Source organism: Desemzia sp. AGC72 (genome assembly GCF_057334175.1).
Genome location: NZ_JBHFIG010000021.1, coordinates 553,618 through 567,926 on the forward strand (window position 1 = coordinate 553,618; position 14,309 = coordinate 567,926).

Consider the following 14,309-nt stretch of genomic DNA (forward strand, 5'->3'; position numbering starts at 1 on the left):
TAAGGAGCTTTTATATGGAATTGACGATATACAGCATGAAACTAAACGGGTATAAATTGGAATTGACCTACAATAGTTTAGGTTTTTGTGTGAGCCTGCACTTTGGTGAGGAAATACATATTTATCAATATGATGATATAATAACAGCCTTAAATAGAATGGATAATTTGATTCTATCTTTCTATAACTAGCCTAATATAAAAGAAGCTTCTTACTAAAGAGAGCTTCTTTTTTGTTAAATGGTTCTATACAACCCTCTTTATTTTTCTTTTCTCTGATTTCTTTTGTTATAATAAATAATAAGAGTATTTATCCTTTAAGGAGAGTGTTGAAATGGGACTAATTGGTGGAATAATCGGGAATGCAAGCAACGTTAGCGCAGAAGATGCGCGTAAAAAACTAGGCAGTGTAATTTTAGATTCTGAAGATATCGATTTAGCCTTTAAGTTAGTACGCGACTTGATCGTTTTCACAGACAAACGATTGATCATCATCGATAAACAAGGAATGACTGGCAAAAAAACTACTTATAATTCCCTGCCTTATAAATCGATCAGCCGTTTTTCGGTAGAAACTTCAGGACACTTTGATTTAGACGCCGAATTAAACATTTTTATTTCCAGCGCAGCTGAACCGGCTGTCAGCTTGCAGTTTACGAAGGATAAACATATCGAAACGATTCAACAAGCCTTAGCTCTAGCAGTTTTAGGAAAATAATCGTTACAATTGAAACGAGGTGCGAATGATTGTTATTCGCACCTCGTTTTTTGTTTAATACAATTTTAAGTATTGCTCTCTTTCCCATTGTGAAACTTGAATACGAAAAGCATCCCATTCTACCCTTTTCGCATCTACAAAGTTATTGTAAATATGTTCTCCTAAACCATCCTTGATAACGTCGTCTTTAGACAGTTCTTTAATAGCTTCCATCAGAGTAGCGGGCAGATCGTAAATGCCATTTTCATGGCGATCTTCCTCATCCATAGCATAAATATTTCTGTCAATCGGTGCTGGCAGTTCTAGTTCATTTTTGATCCCATCTAAACCAGCTTTTAATAAAGCCGCCATTGCCAAGTAAGGATTGGCACTTGGATCAACACTGCGTACTTCAATTCGTGTAGACATTCCACGTGAACCTGGTATACGAATCAGTGGTGAACGATTACGGCCGCTCCAAGCAATATAAACTGGAGCTTCATAACCTGGAACTAATCGCTTGTATGAGTTGACTGTTGGGTTGCAAACGGCTGTAAATGCACGAGCATGTTTTAAAACTCCTGCAATAAAACCACGAGCAGTATCACTTAATTCCATCTCGCCGTTTTTATCATAAAAAGCATTTCCGTCTTTTGTAAAAAGAGACAAGTTGAAATGCATACCCGAACCATTTACACCAAATAATGGTTTCGGCATGAACGTGGCATGCAACCCATGTTTACGAGCTACTGTTTTCACGATTAGCTTAAAGGTTTGGATATTGTCACACGCCTCAACAGCATTGGCATATTTCCAATCAATCTCATGTTGCCCAGGTGCTACTTCATGATGGCTGGCTTCAATTTCAAATCCTAACTCTTCCAGTTGCAGTACGATATCGCGACGGCAGTTTTCTCCTAAGTCTACTGGCGCCAAATCGAAATAGCCGCCGTGATCATTTAATTCCAATGTCGGTTCATTGTTTTCGTCTAATTTGAACAAGAAAAATTCCGGTTCTGGTCCAAGATTAAATTCAGTAAACCCTAAATCTTCCATCTCTTTTAATACACGTTTCAAGTTGGCACGTGGATCACCCATAAAAGGTTCGCCGTCTGGATTGTAAATATCACAAATCAAACGAGCTACTTTCCCATTACCTTCTCCAGCTCCCCATGGAAAAACCAACCAAGTATCTAAGTCTGGACGTAAATACATATCACTTTCTTCAATCCGCACAAATCCTTCAATTGAAGAACCGTCAAACATCATTTTATTGTCTAACACTTTCTCTAATTGACTGATGGGAACTTCTACGTTTTTGATAGTTCCCAAAATATCTGTAAACATCAAACGTAAAAATCGTACGTCCTCTTCTTTTACAGTTTGTTCAATGTGTTCTTTCGTCATTTTTACCATAATAGCTTCTCTCCTTATAAAGGTTATTTTTTAGGGTTGATTCCGAAATGGGTGGTTCATCATTTTATTTTTATCTTTAGGAGACAAGCCGCTAATGGATAAAAATTCAGAGTACAAGATTTTCCTTACATCATCATCTGTTAATGCTTTTTCTTTTTGCTTCGATTTATCATTTTTTTCTTTCTCTTGCAATTCATAAATGCGTTTGATACCGGCCATATTGATGCCTTCCGCCAAATAATCTTTGATCTCGAGGAGTACATCAATGTCATTCAAAGAATACATTCGTCTGTTTCCCTCGCTTCTTTGAGGATGAATCAAATCTTGTTCTTCATAGTACCGTATCTGTCTAGCAGACAAATCGGTCAGCTTTATAACTGTACCAATTGGGAAAACAGACATCGACCTGCGCAATTCTTTTTCTTTCATTTTTGTCCTCCTCTCAATTACTTTAACAGATTAACAGTTAGAAAGACGCATGTCAACCACTATTTTTATTTTATGTGAGGTTTCCTCCCATCAAATTCCGAACTTAAATAACTATAAAGGTTTTTAAGTTCCGAATTGAAATTTTCTTTTTTCATCTATACCACTTTTTCGTAATAGAGTGAAGTTGATTGTTGACTGACAAGAGAACAGTGTTTATTGGTAAAAATATCTTGAATTCACTAATAAAGTTATCGAATATCAGCAAAAAAAAACAAGCTTCACTAAAACAAATTGTTTTAGTAAAGCTCATTTCATCAGTATTTAGCGTTTAAAATATTTTTGTTGTTCCCATGGAGATACTTGCTCATTATACTCTATCCACTCTTGCGTTCGAATGGTAATAAAGTTATTGTACATATGTTCTCCCATTGCTTCTTTCATTAACGTATTTTTTTTCAGATAACTAACCGCTTCATACAAAGTTGCGGGTAATCGCTCAATATCTTGTTCTCCGAGTTCTGTCGAGCTCATTTGATAAATGTTTTTTCCGATTGGATCCGCAACGACTTTACTTTCCTGAATACCGCTTAGCCCAGCTTTTAGCAAAACAGCTAATGCAAGGTAAGGATTGGCGCTCGGATCAACGCTGCGCAACTCTACTCGTGTAGACATTCCTCTTGAGGTTGGGACACGTACCAATGGCGTCCGGTTGCTTGCGCTCCAAGCAATATGAACTGGTGCTTCAAAGCCTGGCGTCAATCGTTTATATGAATTTACTGTCGGATTGCAAATAGCAGTATAAGCTTTGGCATGTTTTAAAAGACCGGCAATAAATTCGTGTGCTGTTTTGCTGAGTCCCATTTCATCTGCTTCATCATAAAAAGCATTCCCATGCTGATTGAATAAAGACATATTAAAGTGCATTCCCGATCCGTGTACACCATTGATTGGTTTCGGCATGAAGGATGCATGTAATCCATGTTTACGAGCGATTGTTTTTACCACTAGTTTAAAAGTTTGGATGTTGTCACATGCTTCTACAGCGTCTGCATACTTCCAATCGATCTCATGTTGCCCCGGTGCGGCTTCATGGTGACTGGCTTCAATTTCAAAACCTAATTCTTCCAGCTGCAATACAATATCGCGACGGCAATTTTCACCTAGATCAGTAGGCGCCAAGTCAAAATAGCCTCCATGATCGTTCAATCGATGAGATGGCTCTTTGTTCTCATCTAATTTGAATAAGAAAAATTCAGGCTCTGGTCCTAAATTAAATTCTGTGAACCCTTCATTCTCCATCTCTTTTAACACTCGTTTCAAATTAGAACGCGGGTCTCCAGAAAAAGGTGTACCATCAGGGTTATATACATCACAAATCAACCGAGCAATCTTCCCATACTCTGTATCCCATGGGAAAATAAGCCAAGTCGATAAATCTGGTCTCAATTGCATATCGCTCTCTTCAACTGCCACAAATCCATCTATTGAAGAACCATCGAACATCATCTTATTGTCCAAGGCTTTTTCCAATTGACTGATAGGCACTTCCACGTTTTTGATAACTCCATCGATATCCGTAAACATTAGACGTAAAAAGCGGACATTTTCTTCTTTTGCAATTTCCATGATTTCTTGTTTTGTATGATTTTTCATTGGTTTGTAAACAAACTCCTTATTATTTTTTTGTGTTTCTTATTACTTTACTGTTTCTCTCTATTATTAACCTAACATAATTCAGATTGGTCTGTCATGGAATAAGCACTGACGACAAAAAAAGACTGGCTGCTTTACACCAGTCTTTACATTGTTCAATTTTCAAAATACAGTTCAGAAACAGCTGCGGTTACAGCTAATTTTACATGCTCATAAGTCAATCCGCCTTGGACGTATAATGTATAAGGGGCACGAATAGGACCATCCGCAGTCAATTCAATACTAGACCCTTGAACAAAAGTACCAGCTGCCATAATCACATCATCTTCATATCCAGGCATGTAAGCGCCGATTGGAGTTACATGTGCATTGATTGGAGAATACTTTTGAATCGTTTGAGCAAATTGAATCATCTTATCTTTTTCACCTAACGAGATCATTTGAATCAGATCCGTACGTTTCTCATCCCATCTAGGAGTAGAAGAAACATTACACGTCTCTAATAAAGCTGACGTATAAACGGCGCCTTTCAATGACTCGCCTACTGTATGAGGAGCCATGAAAAATCCTTGATACATTTCAGGCAAACTATATAACGAAGCTCCCGCTTCACGACCGATTCCCGGTGAAGTCAAACGATAACCGCAAGCTTCTACCAAGTCCAAACGACCTACGATATAGCCGCCGATCTTAGCCAATCCGCCACCAGGGTTTTTGATCAATGAGCCCGCCATCAAATCAGCGCCCACTTCTATTGGCTCTTTTTCTTCTACAAACTCTCCATAACAATTGTCCACAAAAACGATTGCATCTGGAGCGATGTTGCGAACAAATTGAATCATTTCTTCAATTTGAGCGATAGTAAATGAAGGTCGACTGGCATACCCTCGTGAACGTTGAATAGCGATGACTTTTGTAGCAGGTGTCATTTTTTCTTTTACTTTTTCAAAATCGACATTGCCGTCTTCCAAAAGCTCAACTGCATCATATCCCATATTGTATTCTTTGAAAGATCCGATACCATTGCCTGTTACACCGACAACTTCCAATAAAGTATCGTAAGGTCGTCCTGTAATATACAACAAATCATCCCCTGGACGCATGACTCCGAATAATGCGGTACTAATCGCATGAGTACCTGAGATCAATTGCGGACGGACAATTCCAGCTTCTGCTTTGAATACATCAGCGTAAACCTCTTCAAGCGTGTCTCTTCCAAAATCATCATAACCATATCCGGTTGATGGATTAAAATGCTGATCAGATACTTGTTTTTTGCGAAAACTATCTAAAACCTTTTTTTGATTGATTAAAGCTGTTTCATGTATTTGAGCTACAATCGGTTGAATTTTCTTTTCAACTTCTGTGACTCGTTCTTGCAATTCTGGTGCAAATTGATTCTTCCAACTCATTCTCTTTTCTATTCTCCTATCCATTTAGACTTCGCTTTAGCGTAGCCTTTTACCACATATACATTTTTTTCTTCGTCATAAATTTGAGTAGCCACTTGAGTTTCTTGTTTCAGTTGAATCAACATGTCTCCTTCATCTACAGGGACTTCTAGACGATAAGGCTCCATGATTTCTTCAATTTTTTCCATCAATTGATCCAACAGCAAATCAACATCTGCTTCGTTTCTAGCTGACATCACAATATTTGGGAAATAATCCGGATAAAACGGTTCAGTGATCAAGTCGCTCTTATTGTAAATCGTTAATAACGGCAAATGATCCATCTCCAAATCAATCAGCAAGTTCGTAACTGTCCGCTCATGCTCCAGCATATTTTCGGCAGAAGCATCTACAACATGGAGTAATAGATCCACTCCTCTAGTTTCTTCCAAAGTTGAATGGAAAGCCTCTATTAATTGTGTTGGAAGGTCTTGGATGAATCCAACTGTATCCGTTATTGTGACATTCAAGCCGCTAGGCAATTTTAATTGTCTTGTCAGAGGGTCCAAAGTAGCAAATAATTTATTTTCTTCATATGTTCCAGCATCTGTCAGCTTATTCAATAAAGTCGACTTTCCTGCATTGGTATAACCTATCAATCCGATTTGGAATATATTGCTTTCTTGTCGCTGTTTCCGTGTACGAGCACGGTGTTTTTCAGTTTCAGCAAGCTCTCGTCGAATATCTGTAATTTGGTCGCGGATGTAACGTCTGTCCGTTTCTAATTTCGTTTCCCCCGGACCTCTTGTTCCGATTCCCCCACCTAATCTGGACAAATTGACACCTTGACCAGCCAATCTTGGCAACAAATACTGCAACTGAGCCAGCTCTACTTGCAATTTACCCTCTTTACTTTTGGCATGCATAGCAAAAATGTCTAAAATCAACTGCACGCGATCAATGACTTTTATATCTACTGCATCTTGTATATTTCTTGTTTGTGCAGGGGTCAATTCATGGTTAAAAATGACCGTATCTGCTTCTAATTCTTCCACCAGCTGCAGCAATTCTTCTACTTTCCCTTTTCCGAGGTAAGTACGTGAATCCGCTCGACTTCTTTTTTGAGTGATTTGTCCAACAACTATTCCTTGAGCAGTTTCTGTCAATTGCTCCAGTTCTTTTAACGAATAATTAAAGCTGTAATCTGCTTCAGTAGTCTGCACACCAACTAATATGACTCGCTCTGCTTTCTCTTGCGTCTCCATATAAACACTCCTTTTATAATTTCAACTCATGACTAAACGGTTTGAAAAAACGTTTCAGCTTCTGCAAGAACTTTTTCCAAATCTGTTGGTTGTTTTACTAAATCCCACCAACTAACCTTTTCCATTCGATTTCTAAACCAAGTTAACTGTCTTTTTGCATAACGTCTAGAATTCTGCTTGATCTGCTCAACGACTTCTTCTTCAGTCTGTTGATCATTAAAGTAGGGAAACCATTCTTTATAGCCGATTCCTTTAGCCGCTTGAGTATCTTGCAAGTTGGAGTCGTATAAAAGCCGTGCTTCTTTTTCTAATCCAACTTCAACCATTTGATCTACTCTCAAATTGATGCGTTCATAGAGTACAGATCTCTCAGTATCTAAGCCGATAATTTTAGCATCGTAGATAGAGCCTTTTACTCCGCGTTCGTTTTGATATATAGAAAATGGCTGTCCAGTAACATGATAGACCTCTAAAGCACGGATTACTCTCCGTTGATTATTGAAGTGAATCTTGTTAGCCGCCTCAGGATCTATTCGATTCAGCTTTTCCCACAGATAAAGATTGCCTTCTTTTTTCGCTAGAGCTTCTTGTTCTTTCCTGAAAGGTACATCGGTCTGACCTTCTCCTCCGTAACTCACATCATACAGCAAAGATTCAATGTACAGTCCCGTACCTCCTGCAATGATTGGAACCTTACCTCTGGATGTAATATCTGCGATCAATCGTTTGGCTCTTTTTTGAAAGTCCGTTACTGTATAACTTTCGTTGGGTTCTACTTCATCAATTAAATAATGAGGAATCCCATCCATCTCGTCTCGCATCACTTTAGCTGTACCAATATCGAGACCTTTATAGATCTGCATGGAGTCTCCGCTAATGATTTCTCCATCCAAAGCTTTGGCCATCTCAATACTCAGACTCGTTTTCCCTACTGCTGTTGGTCCCACAATAACAAGTATCTTAGTCTTTATGAGTAACACTCCTTTGTACTTCAATACTCAGTTTTCTTCAAGTAAAACAAGTTGCCCGTCAAATGAGTAAACTTAGTAAACCTTCTCTTATTTATTTTCTGGTTTATACTTGATGTGAATATTGTTTGATTTCTATTTTCTACATAATTATACCATATATCCACTATGATTTATCTTGGAATCACTTGTCATCTGCCTGTTGTTTAACGAGAAAAGAGCCGTCTGATAACCCAAATGCACAATCTGGCTTCTTCCCTTTACAAAAGGAACGTATGTTCGTATAATGAGATAAAAAAAGTCCTTAGAGAAATTGAGCAGATTCATTCTCTCCAAGATACGTAAAGGAGTGTTTAAAATGATTACCATCGACTATTCAAAAGAGCCGAGGCGAGATGTTTTGTGTATCGATGTCAAATCTTTTTTCGCTTCCGTGGAAGCTGTTAAACGCGGAAAACATCCGTTGACAGCTTCTATCGTTGTCATGAGTAAGCCTGAAGAGAACGGCGGATTAGTCTTGGCTGCTTCACCACGAGTTAAACGAGAATACGGAATCAAAACAGGTTCTCGGCGTTTTGAAATTCCTAAGCGCTCCACTATCCAAATTGTAGAACCTAGGATGGGACTGTATTTAAAAGTCAATGGATTGATCAATGAGGTGTATAAGGAATTTGTCGCAGAATCGGACTTACATATTTATAGTATAGATGAATCTTTTTTAGATGTCAGTTTCTCACATGCTTTACATGGCTCTACTTTAGAGATCGCTCATAAGATCCAGCGAAGGATATGGGAACGTTTCAGGCTTGTGGTAGCTGTAGGTATCGGAGACAACCCCCTTTTAGCTAAGCTAGCTCTAGACAACAAAGCTAAAGACCACCGCCCATACATAGCAGAATGGAGGTATGAAGATATTCCTCATACTGTATGGAAAATCAGCCCTATCACAAGTATGTGGGGCATCGGAAATCGTACCGCCAAAAACCTGTATCGTTTAGGGATCGAATCAGTTTTCGGTTTGTCTCAATACAATGTAAAGTCTCTTAAACGAATCCACGGGGTTATCGGCGAACAACTTTTTTATCATGCTCACGGTGTAGACCACAGCGTTTTATCCGAAAAATATATTCCTATCTCTAATTCTTATGGAAAAAGCCAGATTCTGAATCGAGATTATACCACAGCTTATGAAATTGAAGTGGTAATTCGTGAAATGGCTGATCAAGTAGCTGCTAGGTTGAGAAAATACCAAGCTGAAGTGGGGATGGTCCATTTGACAGTGGGTTTTTCTCAAGATGTTTTAGAAAAAGGATTCAGTCATCAAACGACAATCTATCCCACAGCAGCAAGCAATCCAATCATCGATACCTGCTTGTATTTGTTTAGGAGCCATTACCGGGGTCAGCCTGTTCGTACTATTGCAATTCAATGCGGTAAGATCCAATTAAAATCTCATTTACAGTTAAACTTATTTGAGAACCCAGAAAAGACGATTCAACAGGAGAGTTTAGAGCTGATTATCGATCGTATACGGAATAAGTACGGTTATACTTCTCTGATTCATGCCAGCAGTCTGACTGCTGGAGGAACAGCTATCCGTAGAAGCAACTTGATTTCCGGTCATCAAGGCTGGTATGAGTAAAAAAGGAGCTGGGAAACAACTCCCAGCTCCTTCATTTTTACGAATATTGGTTTCGTGAAGCGACTCGGGGCTAAGCGCCTTTTTCCGATTCTCTCCATAACAATATCAAGATTCACTATTAAGTATGATTTATCTAGCTTTACGTTTGATTTTGCCAGACCATTTTTTGTATCCGCCTTTTAAGGTGTAAATGTCTGTGTAACCAGCTTTACGCAATTTCAAAGCAGCGCGTTTGCTGACTGCATGATTTTCGTCATAAAGGTAAATTGGTTGGTCGCGACGAAACTCGTTGATTCGTTGTTTAAAGGTTGAATAAGGAACATTCCGTGCTCCAAGAATATGACCTGCATCAAATTCATCCTTTTCACGAACATCGATCAATTGAACTTTTCTCAATCGCTTGCTGAAGTCTTCTTGATCCAGTTCTACTGAAGCTTGTTTACGTCTCCAATATTGAACCAATTCGTAAATCGCCCAAACGATGATAAATCCCCATAAAATATAATTAATTACTGTACTTGTATCCAAAATCTAATGAACCCCTTTCTTTACACATCCTTGTTCACTTATTGATTTTACACAAGAATGAATGAATTTACTAGAGGTATTTTGTTTCTCAAAGAGAAGCTTATCATTAAAGAGACAGCAATTCATACAATTGTTGATTTTCAATATCGATCAGCATTTCATAGCTCCATCCAAATAAACAATATTTCCCATTCTCAGAAATTAAAATCGGCGCACTTTCCGGAACTTCAATGACTGTATTCAATTTTCCAGTTTCAAAATCAATTTCTGAAAACATAAAATTCCCCGCCTGTTCTTCCAGCGAAACAGCCTCTTGTGCAAAAATCCCATAGATAGCTGAGTCTCTTACCGCTTGTGTCAAATGCGGGAAAATAATCCTCTCATTCATCGTTACTTTAGGAACAACCATAAACCCGACATCTACTAAAAACGGATACTGGTACGTCAACATAATTTCTTGTTCGTCAAAGTCTGAAGGCGTAAATTTAATAAAAGAATCTTCATGTAAATAAAAAGCAGAAACATAAGAATCCAGCAATAAAATTTCATCGCTTCTAATATCTCCCATATAGAGTTTTCCAGTTTCTAGAGAAAAATCTTCTCCATTATCTACGAAAAGATACAGGTTTTCAGAGTACCATTGAGGCTCCAAAGAAGCTGACTCCACTTTTTTATATTCATTTGTTTCCATATTCCAGTTATAAACTGCTGTATTATTTTCCCCTTCATAATAAGAAATAAAGGCTAGAGAAGGATTTTGAGTACTGACATTGATATCGACAAATCCACTTGATTGAATCTCCTGTTCTTGTAAAACATCTCCTTCAAAGTTCAAGACGATTAAAGAGGACTTTGCATCTTTTACCAATTGGACGATGACTTTCTCTTCTTCCATTATAATTTTGGAAGCTAAGATAAAAGAATCTATTTCATACAACAAGTCAAATTCGCCGGTCAGAATGTTGAAAGAATATAATGAATCTCCTTCTACACTACCCGCTTGAACAATTACTTCTTCAGTTGATTTCCATCCGATTACTTTACGAAAGTCCTCTTTGTCTAAAGGAATTTGCTCGTAAATAAGCTCGCTTTTGGATTCACTATCTTCACTTGGTACTGACTCGTCTTGAGAGTTGCAAGCACTTAAGAAGAAGATAATGGGCAGAAGCAGTAAAGATAGTTTGCTTGCAGTTGTCTTTTTCATATTATCACCCTGTAGTTGAGATTCCAACATATTTCAATGTGTTTACTATTTTTGCACGTTTATAACAATCTTATGATCATTATAACACAGACCCTTTTTCGACTCCTTAAAAAAGGCTTCACTTTGAATTTACTGCACAAAAATAACCAAGGCTTATTTTCTGCCCTGGTTATTTTTATGGTTTAAATGATAGTTTTGTTAACCTTCTAAGGATGATTTAACTAATGAACTAGCTCCGATTACACCAGCATCATTCCCTAGTAAAGCTAAACGAATCTTAGTAGAATTGCGAATAGTAGGGAAAGTATATTGTTCAAAATAAGGTTGGATTGAATCTGTTAAAATTTCTCCAGCACGTGAAACACCGCCACCTAATACAATAGTAGAAGGGTTTAAAATATTGGCTAAATGAGAACTTGCCAATCCTAAGTAGTAAGCAACTTTATCAACAACAATACGCGCTAGAGGATCTTTTTCTTTCGCCAAATCGAACACGTCTTTTGCTGTGATCAATTGTCCATCATCGATGCTGTATTTCAATTTCGAATCTCCAGCATAACTATCAGATAATTCTCTTGCTAAATGAACAACGCCGGTAGCACTTGCAACAGTCTCTAAACAGCCTGTTTTTCCACAAGTACATTGGAATCCATTTGGTTCAACAGTGATATGCCCCACTTCTCCAGCTGCTCCTGTAGCTCCATGAACCAATTTTTTATCTACGATGATTCCTCCGCCAACACCAGTTCCTAAAGTCAAGAATACTACATCAGGCTCACTTTCCCCTGCGCCTCTCCAAGCTTCCCCTAAAGCAGCAACATTGGCATCATTATCGATAAAGAATGGGATGCCCGTGCCTTCTTCGATTTGGTGACGAACCATTTGTAATGTTTTCCAGTTTAAATTGTAAGCTCCAATAACCGTTCCATTTTCAGCATCAACTGTTCCAGGAGACCCCATACCAATACCTAGGAAATCACCAGTTGTCATCCCATACATTTCTATGTGTTTTTTTATAGAAGCGATAATCGAAGGAACGATTTTAGTTCCTTCTTCTGAGATATCCGTTTCAATACTCCACTTTTGTTGAATATCCCCTTCAGAAGATAAAATAGCAAATTTCACAGTTGTTCCGCCTAAATCAATTCCAATAATTTTCTTTGACATATGTACTCCTCCAACTATTCATTTTTTTCTAATCTTTCTGTTTCCAATTGATGTTCTTTTTTCAGTACTGCCATAGCCGATGAGTAAGTTCGTTGATCAATCAGATGATGTTGATAGATTTTTTTTATCTCATCCATCATCAATTCAATATCCCACAACCTTTCACCTACGTAAACAAAAATACCGAACTGTTTCAATAATTGCTGCACATCATAAACACTTCTAAAAGACTGATCCATGTTAAAACGCTCCTAATGTACGGAAATAGCCGATACTCAACAACACGATCAGTGCAGCCGCAAATCCTGCTCCATAAAGCACTCTTTTTTTCTTCCATCGCGGCAATGGTTCAGGAATGCTGATAGCTGTAGACATCAAATATCCACCTGCCAAGCCCCCTATGTGTCCCGCTAAATCTACAGAAGTATTAAAAAAGCCGAACACCAAGTTGATTAAGATCAAGGTTCCAAAGTTTCGTGCCATATGCTGGATAGCCGGATTACCAGTATAGGTTTTCCCTAAAAATAACGTTGCTCCGAACAAGCCGAATAAACTTGTGCTGGCACCTGCTGATACTGAAAATGCATTAAAAGCGAAACTGGCTGCATTTCCCATGATCCCGCTTAAGAGATAAATCAATGCAAATCGCCAATGCCCTAGTGTCTCTTCTAATTGAATACCTAGGTAATACAGAATAACAGAATTCATTATCAAGTGTACCCATCCAATATGAAGAAAAATTGGTGTGAGCAATCTCCACCATTCTCCTGCAACAAGCAGTGGATTAAATTTAGCCCCGTAGCCAATAAGAGTAAGGGTGTTCGTACTTCCTCCATCAAGAGTCATTAAAAGAAACATGATCAATTGAAGTCCTAAAAAAGTATACGTTACTACTGGCTTTCTAAAAAAACGCTTTAATTTCATTTGATTTTGATAATTCATAGAACGGACTCCATTCTTAGTCATTCATTTTATTTGTCTTTTCAAGAAATTATTATACCACAAAGAACTCATAGCAAAACTGAAAAATACGTTTTCCTGTTAGTTATTTTGCTCTCTTAAATATCTACTTTCAATCACTTCATCCTTTACAATTAGAGCATCCAATGGAATATCAAAAATTTCTGGATTCCAAGTATCGTTTTGTTGGGATTTTAAGACTAACGAAATCTTCACCCCCCTATAGTCTGTTAAAAAGCGATCATAATAGCCTCCGCCAAAACCAATTCGGTAGCCGTTTCGAGAATAGGCTAATCCGGGAACAATCATCAAATCAATGTCATCTTTTTCAACAGCTGATAAATGAGCAGCTGGTTCAACAATCCCAAAAGAAGTTGTTTTCAAAGGGGTGTCAGGAGTATAGAGAACAAAATCCATTACTCTTTTCTTTTTGGCTCGCGGCAAGACTACTTTTTTCCCAACTTTCCAAGCTTCTTTGATTATAGGTTGAGTGTCGATCTCAAAATCTTGAGACATTGTCACTGCAATAGTATCAGCTTTTTTCCAATAATTTGATTCAAACAATTGCGTATATAATTGGTGTTCTTCTGTTTCCTTTTCTTTTGTACTTAGTTGTTTCAATAAAGCGATTTTTTTATTACGTATCTCTGTTTTATTCAAACTGTATCCCTCTACCCTCTTTTTACCACTAGTATAACAAAAAAAGAGCTGAGGTTTCCCAGCTCTTTTTTTAATAGCTTATAATTGCTCTCAAACGCGTTTTCAAAAGAAATAACACTATCAAATCAGATAGAATTATTTAGTTTCGCGGTGTAGAGTTACAGTACGTTCTCTTGGGCAGTATTTTTTAAATTCAACACGGTCCGGATTGTTACGTTTGTTTTTCTTTGAGATGTAATTACGTTCTTTACATTCAGTACATTCCAATGTGATGTTTACACGCATGATTTTCCCTCCAAGCATTAAACAATATTTGAAGATAGTTATTTA

16 protein-coding genes are annotated in these 14,309 nt (G+C 37.8%); 3 read left to right on the forward strand and 13 right to left on the reverse strand.

The genetic code is table 11. From position 1 onward, the window contains the following. Positions 1-14: 14 nt before the first annotated feature. Together ACE025_RS11745 and ACE025_RS11750 are read left to right on the forward strand one after the other, a co-directional pair. Positions 15-191 carry a hypothetical protein gene (locus tag ACE025_RS11745; RefSeq protein WP_485939990.1) on the forward strand — a complete coding sequence of 59 codons (177 nt, stop codon included), beginning with the start codon at positions 15-17 and terminating at the stop codon, positions 189-191. 142 nt (positions 192-333) lie between these two features. Beyond that, a complete protein-coding gene (locus tag ACE025_RS11750) occupies positions 334-717 on the forward strand; it encodes a PH domain-containing protein (RefSeq protein WP_485939991.1) in 384 nt (127 codons plus the stop codon). Between the two features lie 54 nt (positions 718-771). Here the strand turns inward: ACE025_RS11750 and glnA (ACE025_RS11755) are convergent, their stop codons facing one another. From glnA (ACE025_RS11755) to miaA, 6 genes are all read right to left on the reverse strand, one after another. After that, on the reverse strand, positions 772-2,112 hold the full coding sequence (gene glnA / locus ACE025_RS11755) for a type I glutamate--ammonia ligase (RefSeq protein WP_485939993.1): 1,341 nt from the start codon (positions 2,110-2,112) through the stop codon (positions 772-774). 30 nt (positions 2,113-2,142) lie between these two features. Then, a complete protein-coding gene (locus ACE025_RS11760; protein ID WP_485939995.1) occupies positions 2,143-2,541 on the reverse strand; it encodes a MerR family transcriptional regulator in 399 nt (132 codons plus the stop codon). A 321-nt stretch (positions 2,542-2,862) separates the two neighbouring features. Beyond that, positions 2,863-4,194: a type I glutamate--ammonia ligase gene (glnA, locus tag ACE025_RS11765; protein ID WP_485939997.1), complete on the reverse strand. Its 1,332-nt coding sequence runs from the start codon at positions 4,192-4,194 to the stop codon at positions 2,863-2,865. Between the two features lie 155 nt (positions 4,195-4,349). Next, complete coding sequence (locus ACE025_RS11770; RefSeq protein ID WP_485939999.1) at positions 4,350-5,606, reverse strand: methionine gamma-lyase family protein; 1,257 nt, start codon at positions 5,604-5,606, stop codon at positions 4,350-4,352. Positions 5,607-5,614: 8 nt separating this feature from the next. Further along, positions 5,615-6,850, reverse strand: coding sequence for a GTPase HflX (gene hflX / locus ACE025_RS11775; protein WP_485940001.1), 1,236 nt, complete (start codon positions 6,848-6,850; stop codon positions 5,615-5,617). Positions 6,851-6,882: 32 nt separating this feature from the next. Further along, complete coding sequence (gene miaA / locus ACE025_RS11780) at positions 6,883-7,821, reverse strand: tRNA (adenosine(37)-N6)-dimethylallyltransferase MiaA (RefSeq protein WP_485940107.1); 939 nt, start codon at positions 7,819-7,821, stop codon at positions 6,883-6,885. A 355-nt stretch (positions 7,822-8,176) separates the two neighbouring features. Here miaA and ACE025_RS11785 point away from each other — a divergent pair, with 355 nt between their 5' ends. Then, a complete protein-coding gene (locus tag ACE025_RS11785; protein ID WP_485940003.1) occupies positions 8,177-9,460 on the forward strand; it encodes a Y-family DNA polymerase in 1,284 nt (427 codons plus the stop codon). Between the two features lie 129 nt (positions 9,461-9,589). Here ACE025_RS11785 and ACE025_RS11790 read toward each other — a convergent pair whose 3' ends face one another. From ACE025_RS11790 to rpmG, 7 genes are all read right to left on the reverse strand, one after another. Then, positions 9,590-9,988 carry a rhodanese-like domain-containing protein gene (locus tag ACE025_RS11790; protein WP_485940005.1) on the reverse strand — a complete coding sequence of 133 codons (399 nt, stop codon included), beginning with the start codon at positions 9,986-9,988 and terminating at the stop codon, positions 9,590-9,592. A 106-nt stretch (positions 9,989-10,094) separates the two neighbouring features. After that, positions 10,095-11,192, reverse strand: a complete 1,098-nt coding sequence (locus ACE025_RS11795; protein ID WP_485940007.1) for a YqgU-like beta propeller domain-containing protein — start codon at positions 11,190-11,192, stop codon at positions 10,095-10,097. Positions 11,193-11,390: 198 nt separating this feature from the next. Beyond that, positions 11,391-12,359: an ROK family glucokinase gene (locus tag ACE025_RS11800; protein WP_485940008.1), complete on the reverse strand. Its 969-nt coding sequence runs from the start codon at positions 12,357-12,359 to the stop codon at positions 11,391-11,393. A gap of 14 nt (positions 12,360-12,373) precedes the next feature. Continuing rightward, positions 12,374-12,598, reverse strand: coding sequence for a YqgQ family protein (locus tag ACE025_RS11805; RefSeq protein ID WP_485940010.1), 225 nt, complete (start codon positions 12,596-12,598; stop codon positions 12,374-12,376). A 1-nt stretch (position 12,599) separates the two neighbouring features. After that, positions 12,600-13,325 carry a rhomboid family intramembrane serine protease gene (locus tag ACE025_RS11810; protein ID WP_485940012.1) on the reverse strand — a complete coding sequence of 242 codons (726 nt, stop codon included), beginning with the start codon at positions 13,323-13,325 and terminating at the stop codon, positions 12,600-12,602. 75 nt (positions 13,326-13,400) lie between these two features. Further along, positions 13,401-13,979 (reverse strand): 5-formyltetrahydrofolate cyclo-ligase, encoded by a 579-nt coding sequence (locus ACE025_RS11815; protein ID WP_485940013.1) that lies wholly within the window; start codon positions 13,977-13,979, stop codon positions 13,401-13,403. 135 nt (positions 13,980-14,114) lie between these two features. Beyond that, entirely contained in the window at positions 14,115-14,264 is a 150-nt protein-coding gene (gene rpmG, locus ACE025_RS11820; protein ID WP_092481016.1) for a 50S ribosomal protein L33, read from the reverse strand. Between the last annotated feature and the right edge of the window lie 45 nt (positions 14,265-14,309).

Bases quoted from the DNA above. Each gene is read 5' to 3' on its own strand.
- ACE025_RS11745 (WP_485939990.1), top strand. From the start codon at position 15: ATGGAATTGACGATATACAGCATGAAACTAAACGGGTATAAATTGGAA.
- ACE025_RS11750 (WP_485939991.1), top strand. From the start codon at position 334: ATGGGACTAATTGGTGGAATAATCGGGAATGCAAGCAACGTTAGCGCA.
- glnA (WP_485939993.1), bottom strand. From the start codon at position 2,112: ATGGTAAAAATGACGAAAGAACACATTGAACAAACTGTAAAAGAAGAG.
- ACE025_RS11760 (WP_485939995.1), bottom strand. From the start codon at position 2,541: ATGAAAGAAAAAGAATTGCGCAGGTCGATGTCTGTTTTCCCAATTGGT.
- glnA (WP_485939997.1), bottom strand. From the start codon at position 4,194: ATGAAAAATCATACAAAACAAGAAATCATGGAAATTGCAAAAGAAGAA.
- ACE025_RS11770 (WP_485939999.1), bottom strand. From the start codon at position 5,606: ATGAGTTGGAAGAATCAATTTGCACCAGAATTGCAAGAACGAGTCACA.
- hflX (WP_485940001.1), bottom strand. From the start codon at position 6,850: ATGGAGACGCAAGAGAAAGCAGAGCGAGTCATATTAGTTGGTGTGCAG.
- ACE025_RS11785 (WP_485940003.1), top strand. From the start codon at position 8,177: ATGATTACCATCGACTATTCAAAAGAGCCGAGGCGAGATGTTTTGTGT.
- ACE025_RS11795 (WP_485940007.1), bottom strand. From the start codon at position 11,192: ATGAAAAAGACAACTGCAAGCAAACTATCTTTACTGCTTCTGCCCATT.
- ACE025_RS11800 (WP_485940008.1), bottom strand. From the start codon at position 12,359: ATGTCAAAGAAAATTATTGGAATTGATTTAGGCGGAACAACTGTGAAA.
- ACE025_RS11805 (WP_485940010.1), bottom strand. From the start codon at position 12,598: ATGGATCAGTCTTTTAGAAGTGTTTATGATGTGCAGCAATTATTGAAA.
- ACE025_RS11810 (WP_485940012.1), bottom strand. From the start codon at position 13,325: ATGACTAAGAATGGAGTCCGTTCTATGAATTATCAAAATCAAATGAAA.
- rpmG (WP_092481016.1), bottom strand. From the start codon at position 14,264: ATGCGTGTAAACATCACATTGGAATGTACTGAATGTAAAGAACGTAAT.